We start from the raw sequence: 18,546 nt of genomic DNA on the forward strand, positions 1-18,546 counted from the left end.
GTCCAGGGCGCTGCGGGTGACCTCTTGACGGCTCGGGATCGGACGTGAAGACTCATTCAACAGAACGTTGAATTCCGTTTAGCGGAATCGAATGGTCTGTGTAGCGGAAAAGAACGAACGAACAGCGAAGAAACGCAACAGCGAAGAGAGGGCGTTGAGGACGTGGACGTAGAACTGGTGCTGCGCTCGACTCGCGTGATCACCCCGCAGGGCACCCGCCCCGCGACAGTCACGGTCTCCGGCGGGAAGATCGCGGCCGTGCTCGCGTACGACGCCGACGTACCGGCAGGAGCCCGCATCGAGGACTTCGGAGACGACGTCGTGCTGCCCGGCATCGTCGACACGCACGTCCATGTGAACGACCCGGGCCGCGCCGAGTGGGAGGGCTTCTGGACCGCCACGCGCGCCGCGGCGGCCGGTGGCATCACCACCCTCGTCGACATGCCGCTCAACTCCCTGCCGCCGACCACGACGGTCGGCAACCTGCGCACGAAGCAGGACGTCGCCCGCACCAAGGCGCACATCGACGTCGGCTTCTGGGGCGGCGCCCTGCCCGACAACGTCGGCGACCTCAAGGCCCTCCACGACGCCGGTGTCTACGGCTTCAAGTGCTTCCTCTCGCCCTCCGGCGTCGAAGAGTTCCCCGAGCTGAACCATGAGCAGCTGACCGCCTCCATGGCGGAGATCGCCGGATTCGGCGGCCTGCTCATCGTGCACGCCGAGGACCCGCACGAGCTGGACGCCGCCCCGCACAAGAGCGGCCCCAAGTACGCGGACTACCTGGACACCCGCCCCCGCGTCTCCGAGGACGTCGCGATCGAGGGGCTCATCGGACTCGCCAAGCGGCTCGGCGCCCGTGTCCACGTACTGCACCTGTCGTCGTCGGACGCGCTGCCCCTGATCGCCGCCGCCAAGCGCGACGGCGTCAAGCTCACCGTCGAGACCTGCCCGCACTACCTCACGCTCACCGCGGAGGAAGTCCCGGACGGCGCGAGCGAGTTCAAGTGCTGCCCGCCCATCCGTGAGGCAGCCAACCAGGACCTGCTCTGGGCCGCGCTCGCCGACGGCACCATCGACTGCGTGGTGACGGACCACTCGCCGTCCACCGCCGACCTCAAGACCGACGACTTCGCGACCGCGTGGGGCGGCATCTCAGGCCTCCAGCTCAGCCTCCCCGCGATCTGGACCGAGGCACGCAAGCGCGGCCACAGCCTCGACGACGTGGTGCGCTGGATGTCCACGCGCACCGCCGAACTGGCCGGACTCGGCCAGAAGGGCGCCATCGAGGCAGGACGCGACGCCGACTTCGCGGTCCTCGCGCCCGACGAGACCTTCACCGTGGACCCCGCGGAGCTGCAGCACCGGAACCGAGTCACGGCGTACGCGGGCAAGACCCTGTGCGGCGTCGTGAAGTCCACCTGGCTGCGCGGCGAACGCATTCTGCACGGCGGCGAGTTCAGCGAACCCGCAGGCCGACTTCTTGAAAGGAAGAACTGATCACCGTGACGGCGCAGCGCATACCCTCTTTGGCTGTCTTCACCGGCGACGCGAGCCCCTACGGCGGCGGCGACCCCTACGCGGACTACCGCACCGCCGACTTCCCCTTCACCCAGTACGCCAACCTCGCCGACCGGCAGCTGGGCGCCGGCGTGATCGCCGCCAACGACGAGTTCTTCGCGATGCGCGAGAACCTCCTCCTCGCGCACCCGGCCGTCTTCGACCCGGAGCACTTCGGGCACAAGGGCAAGGTCATGGACGGCTGGGAGACCCGCCGCCGCCGTGGTGTGTCCGCCGAGCAGCCCTGGCCGACCGCCGACGACCACGACTGGGCGCTGGTACGCCTCGGTGCGCCCGGCGTCGTACGCGGCATCGTCATCGACACCGCCCACTTCCGCGGCAACTACCCGCAGGCCGTCTCCGTCGAGGGCGCGAACGTCGAGGGTTCGCCGACCCCCGAGGAACTCCTCGCGGACGACGTGAAGTGGACGACTCTCGTACCCCGCACGGCGGTCGGCGGCCACGCGGCCAACGGCTTCGCCGTCGACGTCGAGCAGCGCTTCACGCACCTGCGCGTCAACCAGCACCCGGACGGCGGCATCGCGCGCCTCCGCGTGTACGGCGAGGTCGTCGCGGACCCCAAGTGGCTCGCCGCGCTCGGCACGTTCGACGTGCTCGCCCTGGAGAACGGCGGTCAGGTCGAGGACGCCTCCGACCGCTTCTACTCCCCGGCCACCAACACCATCCAGCCGGGCCGCTCCCGCAAGATGGACGACGGCTGGGAGACCCGCCGCCGCCGCGACAACGGCAACGACTGGATCCGCTACCAGCTGGTCGCCCAGTCCGAGATCCGCACCGTCGAGATCGACACCGCGTACCTCAAGGGCAACTCGGCCGGCTGGGCGTCGCTCTCCGTCCGTGACGGCGAGGAAGGCGAATGGGTCGAGGCGCTGCCCCGCACCCGCCTGCAGCCCGACACCAACCACCGCTTCGTCCTGGACACCCCGGTCGTCGGCACGCACGTACGCGTCGACATCTTCCCGGACGGCGGCATCTCGCGCCTGCACCTCTTCGGCTCGCTGACCGAGGCGGGACAGAGCCGCCTGACGGCACGTCACCAGGAGCTCGGCGGCTGATCCGCGCCCACCGAGGACATGGGGCGCACCGGGTGGAAAGACCCGGTGCGCCCCATATTCGTATGGTGCTTACGCGGTGTACCCGCCGTCGACCACGAGCTCCGCGCCCGTGATGAACGCGGCGTCCTCCGATGCGAGATAGGCGACGAGCGAGGCCACCTCGTCCGCGGAGCCGAAGCGGGCGAGCGCCGTCCCCGCCTTCTGGGGCTCGGCGAACGGCCCGTCGGCCGGGTTCATGTCCGTGTCGATCGCGCCCGGGTGCACCACGTTCACGGTGATCCCGCGCCCGGCGAGCTCCCGCGCCAGGGGCTTGGTCATGCCGGTGAGCGCCGCCTTGCTCATCGCGTACAGCGTTCCGCCGCCGCCACCGGAGTACTGGGTGAGCGCCGAACCGGTGGAGATGATGCGGCCTCCGTCGGCCAGCCTTCCGGCCGCGGCCTGCGAGGCCAGGAAGACCGAACGTACGTTGATGTCGAGCACCCGGTCGACGTCCGAGAGCGCCAAGTCCCCGATGGGGCCGAGGACTCCGATGCCCGCGTTGTTCACCAGGATGTCCAGGCGGCCCAGATCGTCCGCCGCCCGCTCCACCGCGCCCGCGGCGTCCCCGGGGTCCGCGGCGTTGGCCTTGATGGCGAACCCGCGCCGCCCCGCCGACTCGATCTTGGCGACCACGTCGAGAGCCGCGGCCTCCTCCTTGACGTACGTGATCGCGACATCCGCACCCAACTGAGCGAGCCGCAGGGCGATCGCCGCGCCCATGCCGCGGCTGCCGCCGGTGACGAGAGCGGTCTTGCCGGTGAGAGAAGACATTTCTTGAACCTCATTCGCGTGGTTATGTTGCGTAATGCGTGAGAAGTGCTTGTGGGTTCAATAAAAGCGGGCGGCGGGCGCCGGGGCTGGCGGGAAATGGACACCGCTCTCCGGGGGCGGGCATCGGCTCCCGGCCGCCACCCCGGCCCGCACCGTGAGACGGCCGCGACCGTCCCTTCCCGGCGCGATCCGTGCCGGATACGGTGATCGACCCACGTGAGAGCCGCCGAAGTCTCCACACCGCCGCATCCGTTGGAGACCGCGCCCCGTGACGACGCTCGCCACCCCAGCCACGCCCGCGGCACGCCGCGCCTGGCTCACCGACCTGCCCGTCCTGCTCGTGGCCGTGGTCTGGGGGGCCAGCTACCTGGCGGCCAAGGGCATCACCACGACGCACACGGTCATCGCCGTCCTGGTGCTGCGGTTCGCCGTCGTGCTGCCCGCGCTCGTGGTGGCCGGCCTTCGCGGCCTGCGCGCGCTGACAGGGGCGCAGTGGCGCGGGGCAGCCGTGCTCGGGCTGATCCTGAGCGGGATCTTCCTCCTGGAGACGTACGGGGTCGTCCACACCTCGGCGACCAACGCGGGCCTCATCATCAGCCTCACCATGATCTTCACGCCGCTCGCCGAGGCCGCCGTGACGCGGAAGAGGCCGCCGGGTGCGTTCCTCGCGGCGGCCGGGCTCTCCGTGCTCGGCGTGGTCCTGCTGACCCAGGGCGGCGGCTTCACGCGGCCCTCGCTCGGGGACGGCCTGATCCTGCTCGCGGCGCTCGCACGCACGGTGCACGTCCTTGCGATGTCGCGCATCAAGGCCGTGCAGGACGCTGACGCGCTCCCGCTCACGACCGTCCAACTGGGGTCCGCGGTAGCCGTGTTCGCGGTTCTCGCCGCCGCCGGCACGGGGGAGACTCCCTGGTCTGTCGCCGCCGACTTCGGTGCGCGCGAGTGGGCAGGGCTGCTCTTCCTCTCCGTGTTCTGCACGCTGCTCGCCTTCTTCGTCCAGATGTGGGCGGTGCGCGAAACGTCCCCGTCACGGGTGAGTCTGCTGCTCGGCACGGAACCGCTGTGGGCGGCGGCGGTGGGGATCGCGCTGGGCGGCGAACGGCTGGGAGTGGTGGGTCTGGTGGGGGGTGTGCTGGTTCTGGTGGGGACCAGTTGGGGGCGCGGGGCGCGGTGATACCTTCCGTGGTCGATCAACGAGGGGGAGCCCATGAATGAGTACTTCGAGCAGGACTTCGGCACGAGCGCGTCGAAGCGCCGCGCGTGGGGCGGCGTGCTGTTCGCCGCGGCGGGCGTCATCTGGGTCGTGCTCGCCTGGCAGCTGATGGTGCCGTTCAGCGACGGGGACGACGGCTCCTCCAGCAGCCGCAAGTGCCAGTCGGTGCTCTTCTACGAGGGGGACGCGCCCACGTGGCAGGACGCCACGTGGGACGACTGCCGCGCGCAGCGCCGGTGGCCCGAGATGCTGGGCTGGCTGGGGCTTTCTGTGCCGCTGTCGGTCGTGGGCGTGGCGCTCTACACCAGCGGGTCCACCAGCCTGCGGATGCGGGAGTACATGGCGGAGCATCGCCTGGCGGCGGAGAAGAAGGCTCGCGCGGCGGCCAAGGAAGGTTAACTCCCGGAAAATTCACCGCACTTGGCGTTGACACGCCAACCTCTACGCGCGTCACACTGGTCCCATGCGAATCCCCCCACGAATCGTCAGCGTCACCGCTCTGGCCGCCGCCCTGCTCATCGGCGGCCCCGTCGCCGCCTCCGCGAGCGCGGCGGCCCCGGCTCCCGCCCCCGCGTCGACGGCGTACTCCGTCGCGGCAGTCGGCGACATCTGCTACTCCGCGCTGCCCGCCCAGGCGCACGACACCCTGGACCTGATCAAGGCGGGCGGCCCCTACCCGTATCCGCAGGACGGCACCGTCTTCCAGAACAGGGAAAGCGTGCTGCCCTCGCAGAGCTCCGGCTACTACCACGAGTACACCGTGGTCACCCCCGGCTCACCGGACCGCGGCGCGCGCCGCATCGTGACCGGTGAGGAGAACCAGGAGGACTACTACACCGCCGACCACTACGAGTCCTTCGACCTGGTCGACCACTCCTGCTGACGCACGGTTTCAGCGGGTCCAGCGGGGCTTTTTGGCCTTCCGGCTCCCGGCGGCGGCGAACAGCGCGAACGCGAGCACGACCAGCGTGACGCCCGCGTAGACCTCGTAGCCGTCGAGGAACCCGATCCGCCGCACGATGCCCCAGCCGCTCAGCCGGCCGGTCAGTTCGTGCACCAGGGTGGCCACACCCTGGATCAGGAGAAGGACGCCGAAGGCCTCAAGTACCTGCTTCATACCGAAGAGCCTCGCCCCATGGACCCCCCACGCACATCGGCCACGGGGCGAGGCCTCTTCCTCCCTGCCCCCTCCCAAAGTCTGCGGAGGCGCGACTTTGGTAGACGATCATGTCCGCGGCGCGACCGAAGCCCCGTACAGTGCGTAGATTTGTCGACCATGAGCGGCAACGAGCCTCCGTCGGCACCTCTGGCAAAGCGACCATGGGCCCTGCCGTCGGCCATCGCCGCCGAGTTCGACCCGGACCGGGCGGCCGGGCGGCGCGCGCCCCGGCGGACCGTGCGCGACTGGCTCGTCGACTTCGCCTGCTTCTTCGTGGCCGTCGTCATCGGCATGGTGGGCGCCGAGACGGTGGGCGACAACCCGAACGTGTCGCCGGGCTTCGCGGAATTCGACCAGGTGATCGGGGCGCTCGCGTGCGCGGCCGTCTGGCTGCGCAGGCGCTGGCCGGTGGGCCTCGCCATCGCCATGGTGCCGGTGGGCGTCGTCTCCGAGACCGCGGGAGGCGCGGCGGCGGTGGCGCTGTTCACCCTCGCCGTACACCGTCCCTTCCGGTACGTCGGCTGGATCGGCGGCCTCTCGATCATCGTGCTGCCGTTCGTCTACTGGCTGCGGCCCGACCCCGACCTCTCCTACCTCGTCTCCGTCGTCCTCAGCGGGCTGCTCAGCGCCGCCGTCATCGGCTGGGGCATGTTCGTCCGCTCACGGCGCCATCTCCTGCTGAGCCTGCGCGACCGCGCGATCCGCGCAGAGAACGAGGCCGCGCTGCGCGCCGAGAAGGCCCAGCGCCTGGCCCGCGAGGACATCGCCCGCGAGATGCACGACGTGCTCGCGCACCGCCTCACCCTCCTCAGCGTGCACGCGGGCGCCCTGGAGTTCCGCCCCGACGCCCCCCGCGACGAGATCGCCCGCGCCTCCGGCGTCATCCGGGAGAGCGCGCACGAAGCGCTCCAGGACCTGCGCCAGGTGATCGGCGTGCTGCGCGGCGGCGACGGCGAGGCATCCGGCCGCCCGCAGCCGACTCTCGCCGCCCTGGAGACCCTGGTCGCCGAGTCACGGGACGCGGACATGAAGGTCGCGCTCGACCAGCGCGTGAACGACACCGAGGCGGTGCCCGCGGCGATCGGCCGCACCGCCTACCGCATCGCCCAGGAAGGCCTGACCAACGCCCGCAAACACGCCCCCGGCGCCGAGGTGACCGTCGTCGTCTCCGGGCAGCCCGGCGACGGCCTGTCCGTGGTCGTACGCAATCCGGCGCCCCCCGGCGATGTGCCGCACGTGCAGGGCTCGGGCCAGGGCCTGATCGGCCTCACCGAGCGGGCCACGCTGGCCGGCGGACGGCTGCGGCACGGTGCGTCTGCGGACGGGGGGTTCGAGGTCAGCGCCTGGCTGCCGTGGGTGCGCTGACGGCTCGTACGCACCCGGCGCGGACGACTTGCCGCCGGATACGGTAGGCCGCATGAACCCCATCAAGCTGCTGCTCGTCGACGACGACCCGCTGGTCCGCGCGGGCCTGTCGTTCATGATGGGCGGCGCGGACGACATCGAGATCGTGGGTGAGGCGGCCGACGGCACGCAGGTCGCCGGGCTCGTCGCCGAACTGCGCCCCGACGTCGTCCTGATGGACATCCGCATGCCCACGATGGACGGTCTCGCGGCGACGGAGGCCCTGCGGGGGCGCCCCGACGCGCCCGAGGTCATCGTCCTCACGACGTTCCACGCCGACGAACAGGTGCTGCGGGCCCTGCGGGCCGGGGCGGCCGGATTCGTGCTCAAGGACACCCCGCCCGCCGAGATCGTCGCGGCGGTGAGGGCGGTGGCGGCGGGGGAGCCGGTGCTCTCCCCGACAGTGACGCAGCAGTTGATCACGCGGGTGACGGGGGTGGACCCGCAACAGGGGCGCAGGCAAAGGGCGTTGGAGCGCCTCGCGCTCCTCGGGGAACGGGAGCGCGAGGTGGCGGTCGCGGTGGGGCGCGGCGCGTCGAACGCGGACATCGCGGCGCAGCTCTACTTGAGCGTGGCCACGGTGAAGGCGCACGTCTCACGGGTCCTGACGAAGCTGGACCTCAACAACCGGGTGCAGATCGCCCTGTTGGCGCACGACGCGGGCTTTCTCGACGAGGTGGAGTAGCCCCTCCGTAACCCTCCGGGCGGCCGAACGCCGGGGGCCTCAACCCCCGTCGACCTCCGAGAGACGCACCGCCCGCCGCTCCCGCCGCGACAGTTCGCACGCCTCCGCGATCCGCAGCGCCGCAAGCGCCTCCCGCCCGTCGCACGGATTGGCCCGCTCTCCCCGTACGACATCGATGAACGCGGCCAGCTCCGCCTCGTACGCGGGAGTGAACCTCTCCAGGAAGCCCGGCCAGGGCTTCTCGGGCGGCGGGGGTCCCGCCGGTTCCACGGAGGACAGGGGCGTGCGGTCGTCGAGGCCGACCGCGATCTGGTCGTCCTCTCCGGCCAGTTCCATCCGCACGTCGTAGCCCGCGCCGTTGCACCGCGTGGCCGTCGCCGTGGCGAGCGTGCCGTCGTCGAGGGTGAGGACCGCCGCGGCCGTGTCCACGTCGTCCGCCTCGCGAAACATCGCGGGCCCGGCGTCCGACCCGGTCGCGTACACCTCCGTCACCTCACGGCCCGTCACCCACCGCAGCATGTCGAAGTCGTGGACCAGGCAGTCGCGGTAGAGGCCACCGGAGAGCGGGAGGTACGCGGCCGGCGGCGGCGCCGGGTCGGCGGTGATCGCCCGGACCGTGTGCAGCCGCCCGAGCCGCCCCGACCGCACGGCCTCGCGCGCCGCCACGTACCCGGCGTCGAACCGCCGCTGGAAGCCGAGTTGGAGCACCGTGCCGGCGGACTCGACCTCCCGGAGCGCGGCGAGGGTGCCGGGCAGGTCGAGGGCGATGGGCTTCTCGCAGAAGACCGGAAGCCCGGCCCGCGCCGCTCGGCCGATCAGCTCGGCGTGCGCGGAGGTCGCCGCGGTGATGACGACGGCGTCCACGGGCCCCGTCCGTCCGCCCCCGGACCGGCCGCCACCCGTGCCACTCCCCGTGAAGCCACCCCCCGTGAAGCCGCCGCCCGTGAAGACGTCGTCCACCGAAGGCACCGAAGCCGCCCCGATCCGCGCCGCGAGCTTGGCCGCACGCCCGGCGTCGGCGTCGGCCACGACCAGGGAATCCACCTCGGGATGCCGCTGAAGAGCCATGGAGTGAAATGTGCCGATACGGCCCGTTCCGATCAGTCCGATGCGCATGGTCCCCAGCCTCGCCACGCCTCGCGATCCTGTCAATCCTTTGTCCGGACAACAGAACTTCAGAACTTCCCGTCATCATTCCCTGCGACTACGCTCACCCCGTGCCCAAATCAGCCGCCAGACCAGTCGTGGACCCGACCGTCTCCCTCCAGCTCGGCGTCGACCGCAGCAGCCCGGTCCCGCTGTACTTCCAGCTGTCCCAGCAGCTGGAGGCGGCGATCGAGCGCGGTGCCCTGACGCCCGGCACCCTGCTCGGCAACGAGATCGAGCTGGCCGGGCGGCTCGGTCTTTCCCGGCCCACCGTCCGCCAGGCAATCCAGTCGCTCGTCGACAAGGGGCTGCTCGTGCGCCGCAGGGGCGTCGGCACCCAGGTCGTGCACAGCCAGGTCAAGCGCCCGCTGGAACTCAGCAGCCTCTACGACGACCTGGAAGCCGCCGGGCAACGACCCCAGACCCGCGTCCTGCGCAACACCGTCGAGCCCGCCTCCGCCGAGGTCGCGGCCAGGCTCGGCGTCGCGGAGGGCGAGGAGGTGCACCTGGTCGAGCGGCTCCGGCTTGCCCACGGGGAGCCCATGGCGTGCCTGCGCAATCACATCCCGGCAGGGCTCCTCGCCCTCGACACCGCGCCCCTCGAAGCCACCGGCCTCTACCGTCTGATGCGGGCCGCGGGCATCACCCTGCACAGCGCCCGCCAGTCCGTGGGCGCCCGCGCCGCCACCGCGGAGGAGGGCCGGCAGCTCGGCGAGGCCGCCGGGGCCCCGCTGCTCACGATGCAGCGCACGACCTTCGACGACACGGGCCGCGCGGTCGAGTTCGGCTCGCACATCTACCGGGCCGCGCGCTACTCCTTCGAGTTCCAGCTCCTCGTACGGCCGTAGGCAGGGCTGTAGGTAGGGCTGTAGGCGCCTTCGCGAACAGCACCGTAGATACCAACTCACCAACGGTCGTCAGAATGTTCTGACAAAGTCATTGACGCTGCCGCGCCCCCGCCGCTAGAACTCCTCCAGCCGCACTCCGGCGGCCGGGAGAAGAGGTGGTCCCACCATGCGCACAGCTCGCACGGCAACGGCCCTCATAGCCGTCATCGCGCTCGCCGCCGGCTGCAGCGGATCCGGCGGCAAGGACGACGAGGACAAGTCGGGCGGCGGTGGGGGAGGCGGCAAGGGCGTCGACACGCCCCGCCTCAAGATCGCGATGGTCACGCACTCCGGAGAGGGCGACACCTTCTGGGACATCGTCCAGAGCGGCGCCAAGCAGGCGGCCCGCAAGGACAACGTCGACTTCCTCTACTCCAACGACAAGGAGGCCAAGGGGCAGGCCGAACTGGTCCAGTCGGCGATCGACAAGCACGTCGACGGCATCGTCGTCACCCTGGCCAAGCCCGAGGCGATGAAGACGGTCCTCGGCAAGGCCGAAGCCGCCGGGATCCCGGTCGTCACGATCAACTCCGGCGGCGAGTTCTCCGCCGACTTCGGCGCCCTGAGCCACATCGGGCAGGACGAGTCCGTGGCGGGCGAGGCCGTCGGCGAGGAGCTGGCGAAGCGCGGCAAGAAGAAGGTGCTCTGCGTCATCCACGAACAGGGCAACGTCTCGCTGGAACAGCGCTGCGCCGGCGTGAAGAAGACCTTCAAGGGCTCCGTCGAGAACCTCAACGTCGAGGGCACCAACGCGCCGGGCGCCCAGTCCTCCATCAGTGCGAAACTCCAGGCGACCAAGGACATCGACGCGGTGGTCACTCTCGGCGCGCCCATCGCCGCCCTCTCGGTGAAGGCCAAGGAGGACGCGAAGAGCGACGCCGAGGTCGCCACCTTCGACCTCAACGCCGAGGTCGTCAAGCGCCTCAAGGCCAAGGAGGTCGGCTTCGCCGTCGACCAGCAGCCCTACCTCCAGGGCTACCTCGCCATCGACGAACTGTGGCTCTACAAGACCAACGCGAACGTCCTGGGCGGCGGCAAGCCGGTCCTCACAGGACCCGCGATCGTCACCGAGAAGGACGTGCCGAAGCTCGAGAAGTACACCGCCCGCGGCACCCGATGAACACATGCGTGATCCGCGTGGACGATACTTGGGCGGCTGGGGCCGGGGATCCGGACCGGCCTCCCGAGGAGCAGAGCAAGAAGGGCACGGCGTCGTGGCAAGGGTTCAGACAGGGGTACGCGCGGTGGGTGCCGTACTGGTCACGGTGCTCGCGGTGACCGCGGGACTGACCGGATGCAGCAGCACCGGCGGCAAGCGCGCGGAAGACGCGCGCAAGGCGGCGACGGCGCAGGGCAGGGCCGCGGTGAACACGCCGCGCTGGACGTTCGGGATGGTGACCCACTCCGGCGACGGCGACACGTTCTGGGACATCGTCCAGAGCGGCGCCGAGCAGGCCGCCCGCAAGGACAACATCAAGTTCCTCTACTCCCACAATGCCGAGGCCCAGCAGCAGGCCCAGCTCGTGGACTCGTACGTCGACAAGAAGGTCGACGGCATCATCGTCAGCCTCGCCAAGCCCGACGCGATGAAGGGCGCCCTCGCCCGCGCCAAGAAGGCCGGCATCCCGGTGATCACCGTGAACTCCGGCTCCGCGGAGTCCAAGGCGTTCGGCGCGCTCACCCACATCGGCCAGGACGAGACGATCGCGGGCGAGGCAGTCGGCGACGAGCTCAACAAGCGCGGCAAGAAGAAGGCGCTCTGCATCCTGCACGAGCAGGGCAACGTCGGCCACGAGCAGCGCTGCGACGGCGCCAAGAAGACCTTCAAGGGCAAGATGCAGAACCTCTACGTCACCGGCACCAACATGCCCGACGTGCAGTCCTCCATCGAGGCCCGCCTCCAGTCCGACCACGACACCGACTCGGTCGTCACGCTCGGCGCGCCCTTCGCGGACACCGCCGTGAAGGCCGCGGACAGCGCGGGCAGCAAGGCCGAGGTCGACACCTTCGACCTGAACGAGAAGGTCGCGGCAGGCCTGAAGTCGGGAGATCTCGGCTTCGCCGTCGACCAGCAGCCCTACCTCCAGGGGTACGAGGCCGTGGACCTGCTCTGGCTCTACAAGTACAACGCCGATGTGCTCGGCGGCGGCAAGCCGGTCCTCACCGGACCGCAGATCGTCACCAAGGATCAGGCCGCCGAGCTGGAGGATTACGCGAAGCGAGGGACCCGATGACAGCCACAGCCCCGGCGCCCGCCCCCTCCGGGAGCACCAAGACGGACGAGCGCCTCCTGAAGACCTCGCCGCTGAAGAAGCTGATGGGCCGCCCCGAGCTCGGCTCGGTCGTCGGCGCCATCGCCGTCTTCATCTTCTTCGCTATCGCCGCGGACAGCTTCCTCCAGGCCAACAGCCTCGCCACGGTGCTCTACGCGGCGTCGACGCTCGGCATCATGGCCGTGCCGGTGGCCCTGCTGATGATCGGCGGAGAGTTCGACCTATCGGCGGGCGTCATGGTGACGACCTCCGCGCTGATCTCGTCGATGTTCAGCTACCAGATGACGGCGAACGTCTGGGTCGGCGTGCTCGTCTCGCTGGTCGTCACTCTCGCGATCGGCGTCTTCAACGGCGTGATGCTGACACGCACCGACCCGCCGAGCTTCATCATCACGCTCGGTACGTTCCTGATGCTGACCGGCATGAACCTCGGCTTCACCAAGCTGATCAGCGACACGGTCTCCACGAAGTCGATCGCCGACATGGAGGGCTTCGCCTCCGCCAAGGACGTCTTCGCCTCGACGATCACCATCGGCGGCGTCGACTTCAAGATCACGATCGTCTGGTGGCTCGCCCTCATCGTGGTCGCCACCTGGATCCTGCTGCGCACCCGCGTCGGCAACTGGATTTTCGCGGTCGGCGGCGGCGAGGACGCGGCCCGCGCGGTCGGCGTCCCGGTCGCCCTGACCAAGATCGGCCTCTACATGGGCGTCGCCTTCGGCGCCTGGGTCTCCGGCCAGCACCTGCTCTTCTCGTACGACGTCGTCCAGTCGGGCGAGGGCGTCGGCAACGAACTGATCTACATCATCGCGGCCGTCATCGGCGGCTGTCTGATCACCGGCGGATACGGCTCCGCGGTCGGCGCGGCCGTGGGCGCGCTGATCTTCGGCATGGTCAGCAAGGGCATCGTGTTCGCCGAGTGGAACCCGGACTGGTTCAAGTTCTTCCTCGGAGTGATGCTGCTCCTGGCGACCCTGCTCAACCACTGGGTCCGCAAGCGCGCGGAGGCGACGAAGTGACCACCGACACGACCGAAGTCACCGACGCGGTGCCGGCACCGGACCGCACCCCGCTCGTCGAGCTCGACGACGTCAGTAAGTACTACGGCAACATCCGCGCCCTCGAAGGCGTCTCCCTGGAGGTCCACGCGGGCGAGATCTCCTGCGTCCTCGGCGACAACGGCGCCGGCAAGTCGACCCTCATCAAGATCATCGCGGGTCTGCACCGGCACGACGCCGGAACCTTCCGGATCGAGGGCGAGGACGCGAAGCTCAGCACGCCGCGTGACGCCCTGAACCACGGCATCGCCACGGTCTACCAGGACCTCGCCGTGGTCCCGCTGATGCCGGTCTGGCGGAACTTCTTCCTCGGCTCCGAGCCGACGAAGGGCGTGGGCCCCTTCAAGCGCCTGGACGTCGACCTCATGCGCGAGACGACCCGCGCGGAGCTGCTGCGCATGGGCATCGACCTGCGCGACGTCGACCAGCCGATCGGCACCCTTTCGGGCGGCGAGCGCCAGTGCGTGGCGATCGCGCGGGCCGTCTACTTCGGCGCGAAGGTCCTCGTCCTCGACGAGCCGACCGCGGCGCTCGGCGTGAAGCAGTCCGGTGTCGTCCTCAAGTACGTCGCGGCGGCGCGGGACCAGGGCCTGGGCGTGGTCCTGATCACGCACAACCCCCACCACGCCTACCTGGTCGGCAACCGCTTCGTCCTCCTCAAGCGCGGCGCCATGTTCGGCAGCTACGCCCGCGACGAGATCACCCTCGACGAACTGACCCGCCAGATGGCGGGCGGCAACGAACTGGACGACCTGCGTCACGAGCTGGAGAAGCGCTGAGCAAGGCCCCGCCAGGGGCGCGGGGCTCCGCCGCGAGGGGCCCCGTCAGGGGCGCGGGGAACTGCGCGACAAGCCACAGCGGGCCCGCACTTTGTAGACAACCGGCGGGAGCGAGACCGAGCCCCGGGACACCGGTGAGCCCCAGCGGCAGCGGAATGGCAGAATCGCCGCAATGAGCACCTACCGCGACCTCGCGCACCGCGGCTCCGCCCGAGCCACCGTCCTGCGTACCGTGGGCACGCGGGAGCGCCGATCCCATCTGACGGCGCCCCGCGTCCCCACCGTCGGCATCGACATCGGCGGCACGAAGGTGATGGCGGGAGTCGTCGACGCCGACGGCAACATCCTGGAGACGCTCCGCACGGAGACCCCGGACAAGTCCAAGAGCCCCAAGGTCGTCGAGGACACCATCGTCGAGCTGGTCCTCGACCTCTCCGACCGGCACGACGTGCACGCGGTGGGCATCGGCGCCGCGGGCTGGGTCGACGCGGACCGCAACCGCGTCCTGTTCGCCCCGCACCTGTCCTGGCGCAACGAACCCCTGCGTGACCGCATCTCGGGCCGCCTCGCCGTCCCCGTACTCGTCGACAACGACGCGAACACGGCGGCGTGGGCGGAGTGGCGCTTCGGCGCGGCCCGTGGCGAGGACCACCTGGTCATGATCACGCTCGGTACCGGCATCGGCGGCGCGATCCTGGAGGACGGCCAGGTCAAGCGCGGCAAGTTCGGCGTGGCCGGGGAGTTCGGCCATATGCAGGTCGTGCCCGGCGGCCACCGCTGCCCGTGCGGCAACCGCGGTTGCTGGGAGCAGTACAGCTCGGGCAACGCGCTGGTCAGGGAGGCCCGCGAGCTCGCCGCGGCCGACTCCCCGGTGGCGTACGGGATCATCGAGCGGGTCAAGGGCAACATCCCCGACATCACGGGCCCCCTGATCACGGAGCTGGCCCGGGACGGCGACGCGATGTGCATCGAGCTGCTCCAGGACATCGGCCAGTGGCTCGGTGTGGGCATCGCGAACCTCGCGGCGGCCCTCGACCCGTCCTGCTTCGTGATCGGCGGCGGCGTCAGCGCGGCCGACGACCTCCTCATCGGCCCGGCCCGCGACGCCTTCCGCCGCCAGCTGACGGGCCGCGGCTACCGCCCCGAAGCCCGCATCGCCCGCGCCCAACTGGGCCCCGAGGCAGGCATGGTGGGCGCCGCCGACCTGGCCCGCCTGGTGGCCCGCCGCTTCCGGCGGGCGAACCGTCGCCGGGTGGAGCGCTACGAACGCTACGAGCGTTTCGCGGAGGCGCGCCGCTCCAACAACCGCACTTCTCAGGGAACCCAGTAATCAGATGACCGTGCCCCGCCAACCTTCCCCCCCGGACTCCCCAGACCCCTCTGGTTCCTCCGGCTCCTCGGGCTCCTCCGGCTCCTCGGGCGAAGGCCGACGCCCCCCTGAGAACCACCGCCACATGATCCGCCGCCGCTGGCTGACGGCGACGATCATCGTGCTCCTGATCGGCGTCCCGGCCGGCTACCTGGTGATCTCCGCGAACCAGAGCCGCAACAGCGGCCGCGACAAGGAGGACAAGTACTCCGCGACCGGCCTCACCGCGGGCTGGCCCTCACGGGTGCAGCGCCGCCTCTACGACGTGCCGATCCCGCCGTACTCAAGGGAAGTCGCGTACTACGAGACGAACAACTGGCGCACCAGCCGCCTGTACGCCCAGTTCCTGACGAGCAACAAGGGCCTGGACAAGTTCCTCAAGAAGATCGGCACGAGCACCAAGACGCTCAAGAAGAACGACATCACGATCAGCAAGCGCGACCGCAAGGTGGTCGGCTGGGAGTTCACGGACCCGGGCCCCTGGCTCGGCCTCACCCATGTGCAGAAGGACCCGGTACCAACCCTGGACGTAGTGGTGAACCGGGCCAATCCGCAGCACCCGATGGTGTACGTGGTGTCGACGACGACTCCGTAACTGGCCTCCCTCACCGGCGAGTTGAGTGGGCCACGGGACGACGGCGCGAATCTTGGCCGACGGAGGAGCCTGGGTCAGCCGAGGCGCGTCCACGCCTCGTACACCGCCGCCCCCACCCCCAGGTCCTCCCAAGCCATCCCCGCCGACTTGAACAACCGGGGCCGGTCGTCGGGGACCGGGACCTCGCCTCGTACCAACTCACCCAGCGTCCGCAGCCGCTCCACGGCGAAGGCGCCCGCGTCCGCCGCCAGCACGATGTCCCCGCACTCCCGCAGCGCCACCTCCCGGGACTCCGCCACCACCAGGCCGCGGCCCAGCAGCCCCTCGTCCACCTCGCGCGCGTCCACCTCGTGCGAGCCGACCGCCGCTACCGTCGCGTGGGCAGGGAGCATCGTGCTGTCGAACAGCGGCTCGCGGGCCGTCGTGCAGCAGCAGACCACGTCGGCCGTCGCGACGTCCGCCGGGGTCGCGGGCGCCGCCGAGAGGCCCGTCGCGCGGCAGCGGTCGACGAACGCCGCCACCTTCTCCGGGGTGCGTGCCACCACGTCCACGTGTTCCAGGGCCGGCCGCACCGCGCGTACCGCCTCGACGTGGCCCCAGGCCTGGGGGCCGGTGCCGAAGACCAGCAGACGGCGCGTGTCCGGCACGGCCAGGTGCCGGATCGCTGCCCCCGATACCGCGGGCGTACGCAGTGACGTCAGCGCGATGCCGTCCAGCAGGGCCAGGGGCCTGTGGGTCGCGCCGTCCAGGAGGAGGTACAGGCCCTGGATGCGGGGGAGGTCGCGGGCCGCGTTCCCGGGGGTGACCGTGGCGATCTTCACCCCGGTGTACGACGTCGTCGAGGACGGCATCAGCAGAAGCTGGCCGCCCGGTACGTCCACGACCCCCCGCGGCGGTTCCGCCTCCGGGTCCAGGCCCGACCGCAGTACGGACTCCACCGCCTCGATCGCCGTGGACATGGGGACGAGCCGGGCCATAGCCTCGGCGTCGATGTAGGGCGGAGCCTCGCTCATGCGTGGTTCCCTTCGGGCTGGGCTCGCTTCGGGTCACGTTCATGATCAACCCGGCGGCGGAACTCGTCCACCGGTGGTGAGTTGACAGGGCCCGTGCCGCCGGGCCCGGATGTGAAGGATCTGCGTTCGGCGGCCCATGCATGGGGAGGTCTGGCCACTCTCCCGACCCCCTCCAGTGCGAATGTGTGCGATATGGGAGCGTGAGCGGGTGAGCCAGAAGACTAATGAGACCCTGCAATACCGCTTTGACGGACCGGAGGACGCCCCGGTCCTCATCCTGGGCCCCTCCCTCGGCACCACATGGCACATGTGGGACCGGCAGGTGCCCGAGCTGGTCAAGCAGTGGAGGGTGTTCCGCTTCGACATGCCCGGGCACGGCGGCGCCCCGGCGCATCCCTGCGGCTCCGTCGGCGAGCTCTCGCAGCGGCTTCTCGCCACGCTCGACGAGGTCGGCGTGCACCGCTTCGGGTACGCGGGCTGTGCCTTCGGCGGCGCCATCGGTGCCGAGCTCGCCCTGCGGTATCCGCAGCGCGTCGCCTCGCTCGCGCTGATATCCGCCTCGCCGCGCTTCGGCAGCGCCGACGAGTTCCGCCAGCGCGGTGTCATCGTGCGGAGCAACGGTCTCGACCCCATCGCGCGTACCTCCCCCGAGCGCTGGTTCACACCCGGCTTCGCCGCCGCGCAGCCCGCCATCACCGACTGGGCCGTACAGATGGTGCGCACCACCGACCCGGGCTGCTACATCGCCGCCTGCGAGGCGCTCGCCGCCTTCGACGTGCGGGCCGAGCTGGGGCGCATCGGCGTACCGACCCTCGTCCTGGTCGGGTCGGAGGACCAGGTCACCGGACCCGGCGAGGCCCGCACCCTCGTCGCGGGCATACCGGACGCGCGCCTCGCCGTCGTGCCTGGCGCCTCCCACCTCGCCCCCGTCGAGCAGCCCGCCGCCGTCACCGACCTTCTCGTACGCCACTTCTCCACCGCCTGGCCGCTCGCCACCGACGCCACCGGGTCCCACGCGGCGATCAGCGCACCCCCGGTCAAGCCGGTGATCGCCCCGACGCCGCCCGTCTTCCCGGTCGCCGAGATAGCGCCCATGGAGCAGCCCGAAGCAGTGGGCGGCGGTCGCCCCGACCCGTACGAAGCGGGCATCAAGGTCCGCCGCGAGGTGCTCGGCGACGCACACGTGGACCGTGCGCTCGCCGCGGCCGACGACTTCTCCACGGACTTCCAGGAGCTCATCACCCGCTACGCCTGGGGCGAGGTCTGGAACCGCCCCGGCCTGGACCGGCGCTCCCGCAGCTGCGTCACCCTCACCGCCCTCGTCGCCGGCGGCCACCTCGACGAACTGACCTTCCACATCCGCGCCGCCCTGCGCAACGGCCTCACCCCGCAGGAGATCAAGGAAGTGCTGCTCCAGGCCGCCGTCTACTGCGGTGTACCCGCGGCGAACTCCGCGTTCAAGGTCGCCCAGGCCGTGATCCGTGAGGAAACCACGCCGCAGGAGTAGCAGGATGGGGGGATG

At 70.7% G+C, this 18,546-nt stretch carries 19 protein-coding genes; 15 read left to right on the forward strand and 4 right to left on the reverse strand.

Annotation, left to right across the window (positions count from 1 at the left end; genetic code table 11):
* Positions 1 to 162 precede the first annotated feature (162 nt).
* Together allB and alc are read left to right on the forward strand one after the other, a co-directional pair.
* Complete coding sequence (gene allB, locus ACGFX9_RS12620) at positions 163 to 1,497, forward strand: allantoinase AllB (protein ID WP_393469194.1); 1,335 nt, start codon at positions 163 to 165, stop codon at positions 1,495 to 1,497.
* A 5-nt stretch (positions 1,498 to 1,502) separates the two neighbouring features.
* Positions 1,503 to 2,633: an allantoicase gene (gene alc / locus ACGFX9_RS12625; protein ID WP_393469197.1), complete on the forward strand. Its 1,131-nt coding sequence runs from the start codon at positions 1,503 to 1,505 to the stop codon at positions 2,631 to 2,633.
* A gap of 69 nt (positions 2,634 to 2,702) precedes the next feature.
* On the opposite strand, the gene ACGFX9_RS12630 is transcribed toward alc, so the two are convergent.
* Positions 2,703 to 3,443 (reverse strand): SDR family NAD(P)-dependent oxidoreductase, encoded by a 741-nt coding sequence (locus ACGFX9_RS12630; RefSeq protein ID WP_393469200.1) that lies wholly within the window; start codon positions 3,441 to 3,443, stop codon positions 2,703 to 2,705.
* 268 nt (positions 3,444 to 3,711) lie between these two features.
* Here ACGFX9_RS12630 and ACGFX9_RS12635 point away from each other — a divergent pair, with 268 nt between their 5' ends.
* From ACGFX9_RS12635 to ACGFX9_RS12645, 3 genes are all read left to right on the forward strand, one after another.
* The gene (locus ACGFX9_RS12635; RefSeq protein ID WP_393469204.1) at positions 3,712 to 4,617 is read left to right on the forward strand and encodes a DMT family transporter; all 906 of its coding nucleotides are present in this window, start codon (positions 3,712 to 3,714) and stop codon (positions 4,615 to 4,617) included.
* Between the two features lie 33 nt (positions 4,618 to 4,650).
* On the forward strand, positions 4,651 to 5,055 hold the full coding sequence (locus ACGFX9_RS12640) for a hypothetical protein (protein ID WP_393469207.1): 405 nt from the start codon (positions 4,651 to 4,653) through the stop codon (positions 5,053 to 5,055).
* Between the two features lie 64 nt (positions 5,056 to 5,119).
* A complete protein-coding gene (locus tag ACGFX9_RS12645) occupies positions 5,120 to 5,539 on the forward strand; it encodes a ribonuclease domain-containing protein (protein ID WP_393469210.1) in 420 nt (139 codons plus the stop codon).
* Positions 5,540 to 5,548: 9 nt separating this feature from the next.
* Here ACGFX9_RS12645 and ACGFX9_RS12650 read toward each other — a convergent pair whose 3' ends face one another.
* On the reverse strand, positions 5,549 to 5,773 hold the full coding sequence (locus ACGFX9_RS12650) for a hypothetical protein (RefSeq protein WP_393469213.1): 225 nt from the start codon (positions 5,771 to 5,773) through the stop codon (positions 5,549 to 5,551).
* A 159-nt stretch (positions 5,774 to 5,932) separates the two neighbouring features.
* Here ACGFX9_RS12650 and ACGFX9_RS12655 point away from each other — a divergent pair, with 159 nt between their 5' ends.
* Together ACGFX9_RS12655 and ACGFX9_RS12660 are read left to right on the forward strand one after the other, a co-directional pair.
* Positions 5,933 to 7,180 carry a sensor histidine kinase gene (locus tag ACGFX9_RS12655; RefSeq protein WP_393469216.1) on the forward strand — a complete coding sequence of 416 codons (1,248 nt, stop codon included), beginning with the start codon at positions 5,933 to 5,935 and terminating at the stop codon, positions 7,178 to 7,180.
* Positions 7,181 to 7,232: 52 nt separating this feature from the next.
* The gene (locus ACGFX9_RS12660) at positions 7,233 to 7,904 is read left to right on the forward strand and encodes a response regulator (RefSeq protein WP_393469219.1); all 672 of its coding nucleotides are present in this window, start codon (positions 7,233 to 7,235) and stop codon (positions 7,902 to 7,904) included.
* A gap of 39 nt (positions 7,905 to 7,943) precedes the next feature.
* Here the strand turns inward: ACGFX9_RS12660 and ACGFX9_RS12665 are convergent, their stop codons facing one another.
* On the reverse strand, positions 7,944 to 9,020 hold the full coding sequence (locus ACGFX9_RS12665) for a Gfo/Idh/MocA family oxidoreductase (RefSeq protein WP_393469222.1): 1,077 nt from the start codon (positions 9,018 to 9,020) through the stop codon (positions 7,944 to 7,946).
* A gap of 128 nt (positions 9,021 to 9,148) precedes the next feature.
* Between ACGFX9_RS12665 and ACGFX9_RS12670 the strand changes: the two genes are divergently transcribed.
* The 7 genes from ACGFX9_RS12670 to ACGFX9_RS12700 all read left to right on the forward strand — a co-directional run bounded on the left by ACGFX9_RS12670 (position 9,149) and on the right by ACGFX9_RS12700 (position 16,011).
* Positions 9,149 to 9,898 (forward strand): GntR family transcriptional regulator, encoded by a 750-nt coding sequence (locus ACGFX9_RS12670; protein ID WP_393470448.1) that lies wholly within the window; start codon positions 9,149 to 9,151, stop codon positions 9,896 to 9,898.
* 166 nt (positions 9,899 to 10,064) lie between these two features.
* Positions 10,065 to 11,057, forward strand: coding sequence for a sugar ABC transporter substrate-binding protein (locus ACGFX9_RS12675; RefSeq protein WP_393469225.1), 993 nt, complete (start codon positions 10,065 to 10,067; stop codon positions 11,055 to 11,057).
* 94 nt (positions 11,058 to 11,151) lie between these two features.
* Positions 11,152 to 12,171, forward strand: coding sequence for a sugar ABC transporter substrate-binding protein (locus ACGFX9_RS12680; RefSeq protein WP_393469228.1), 1,020 nt, complete (start codon positions 11,152 to 11,154; stop codon positions 12,169 to 12,171).
* Complete coding sequence (locus ACGFX9_RS12685) at positions 12,168 to 13,229, forward strand: ABC transporter permease (protein ID WP_393469231.1); 1,062 nt, start codon at positions 12,168 to 12,170, stop codon at positions 13,227 to 13,229. The genes ACGFX9_RS12680 and ACGFX9_RS12685 overlap by 4 nt, the downstream gene beginning before the upstream one ends.
* Positions 13,226 to 14,047, forward strand: coding sequence for an ATP-binding cassette domain-containing protein (locus ACGFX9_RS12690; RefSeq protein WP_393469234.1), 822 nt, complete (start codon positions 13,226 to 13,228; stop codon positions 14,045 to 14,047). Before ACGFX9_RS12685 ends, ACGFX9_RS12690 begins: the two co-directional genes overlap by 4 nt.
* 172 nt (positions 14,048 to 14,219) lie before the next feature.
* Positions 14,220 to 15,377, forward strand: a complete 1,158-nt coding sequence (locus ACGFX9_RS12695) for an ROK family glucokinase (RefSeq protein ID WP_393469236.1) — start codon at positions 14,220 to 14,222, stop codon at positions 15,375 to 15,377.
* 4 nt (positions 15,378 to 15,381) lie between these two features.
* A complete protein-coding gene (locus ACGFX9_RS12700; protein ID WP_393469239.1) occupies positions 15,382 to 16,011 on the forward strand; it encodes a sugar kinase in 630 nt (209 codons plus the stop codon).
* A 74-nt stretch (positions 16,012 to 16,085) separates the two neighbouring features.
* Here the strand turns inward: ACGFX9_RS12700 and ACGFX9_RS12705 are convergent, their stop codons facing one another.
* Complete coding sequence (locus tag ACGFX9_RS12705) at positions 16,086 to 17,024, reverse strand: ornithine cyclodeaminase family protein (RefSeq protein ID WP_393469242.1); 939 nt, start codon at positions 17,022 to 17,024, stop codon at positions 16,086 to 16,088.
* Positions 17,025 to 17,205: 181 nt separating this feature from the next.
* On the opposite strand from ACGFX9_RS12705, the gene pcaC reads away from it, so the two are divergent.
* Entirely contained in the window at positions 17,206 to 18,531 is a 1,326-nt protein-coding gene (gene pcaC, locus ACGFX9_RS12710; RefSeq protein WP_393469245.1) for a 4-carboxymuconolactone decarboxylase, read from the forward strand.
* Positions 18,532 to 18,546: the final 15 nt, after the last annotated feature.

Source organism: Streptomyces sp. NPDC048436 (genome assembly GCF_043200355.1).
In the GTDB taxonomy this organism is placed as follows: domain Bacteria; phylum Actinomycetota; class Actinomycetes; order Streptomycetales; family Streptomycetaceae; genus Streptomyces.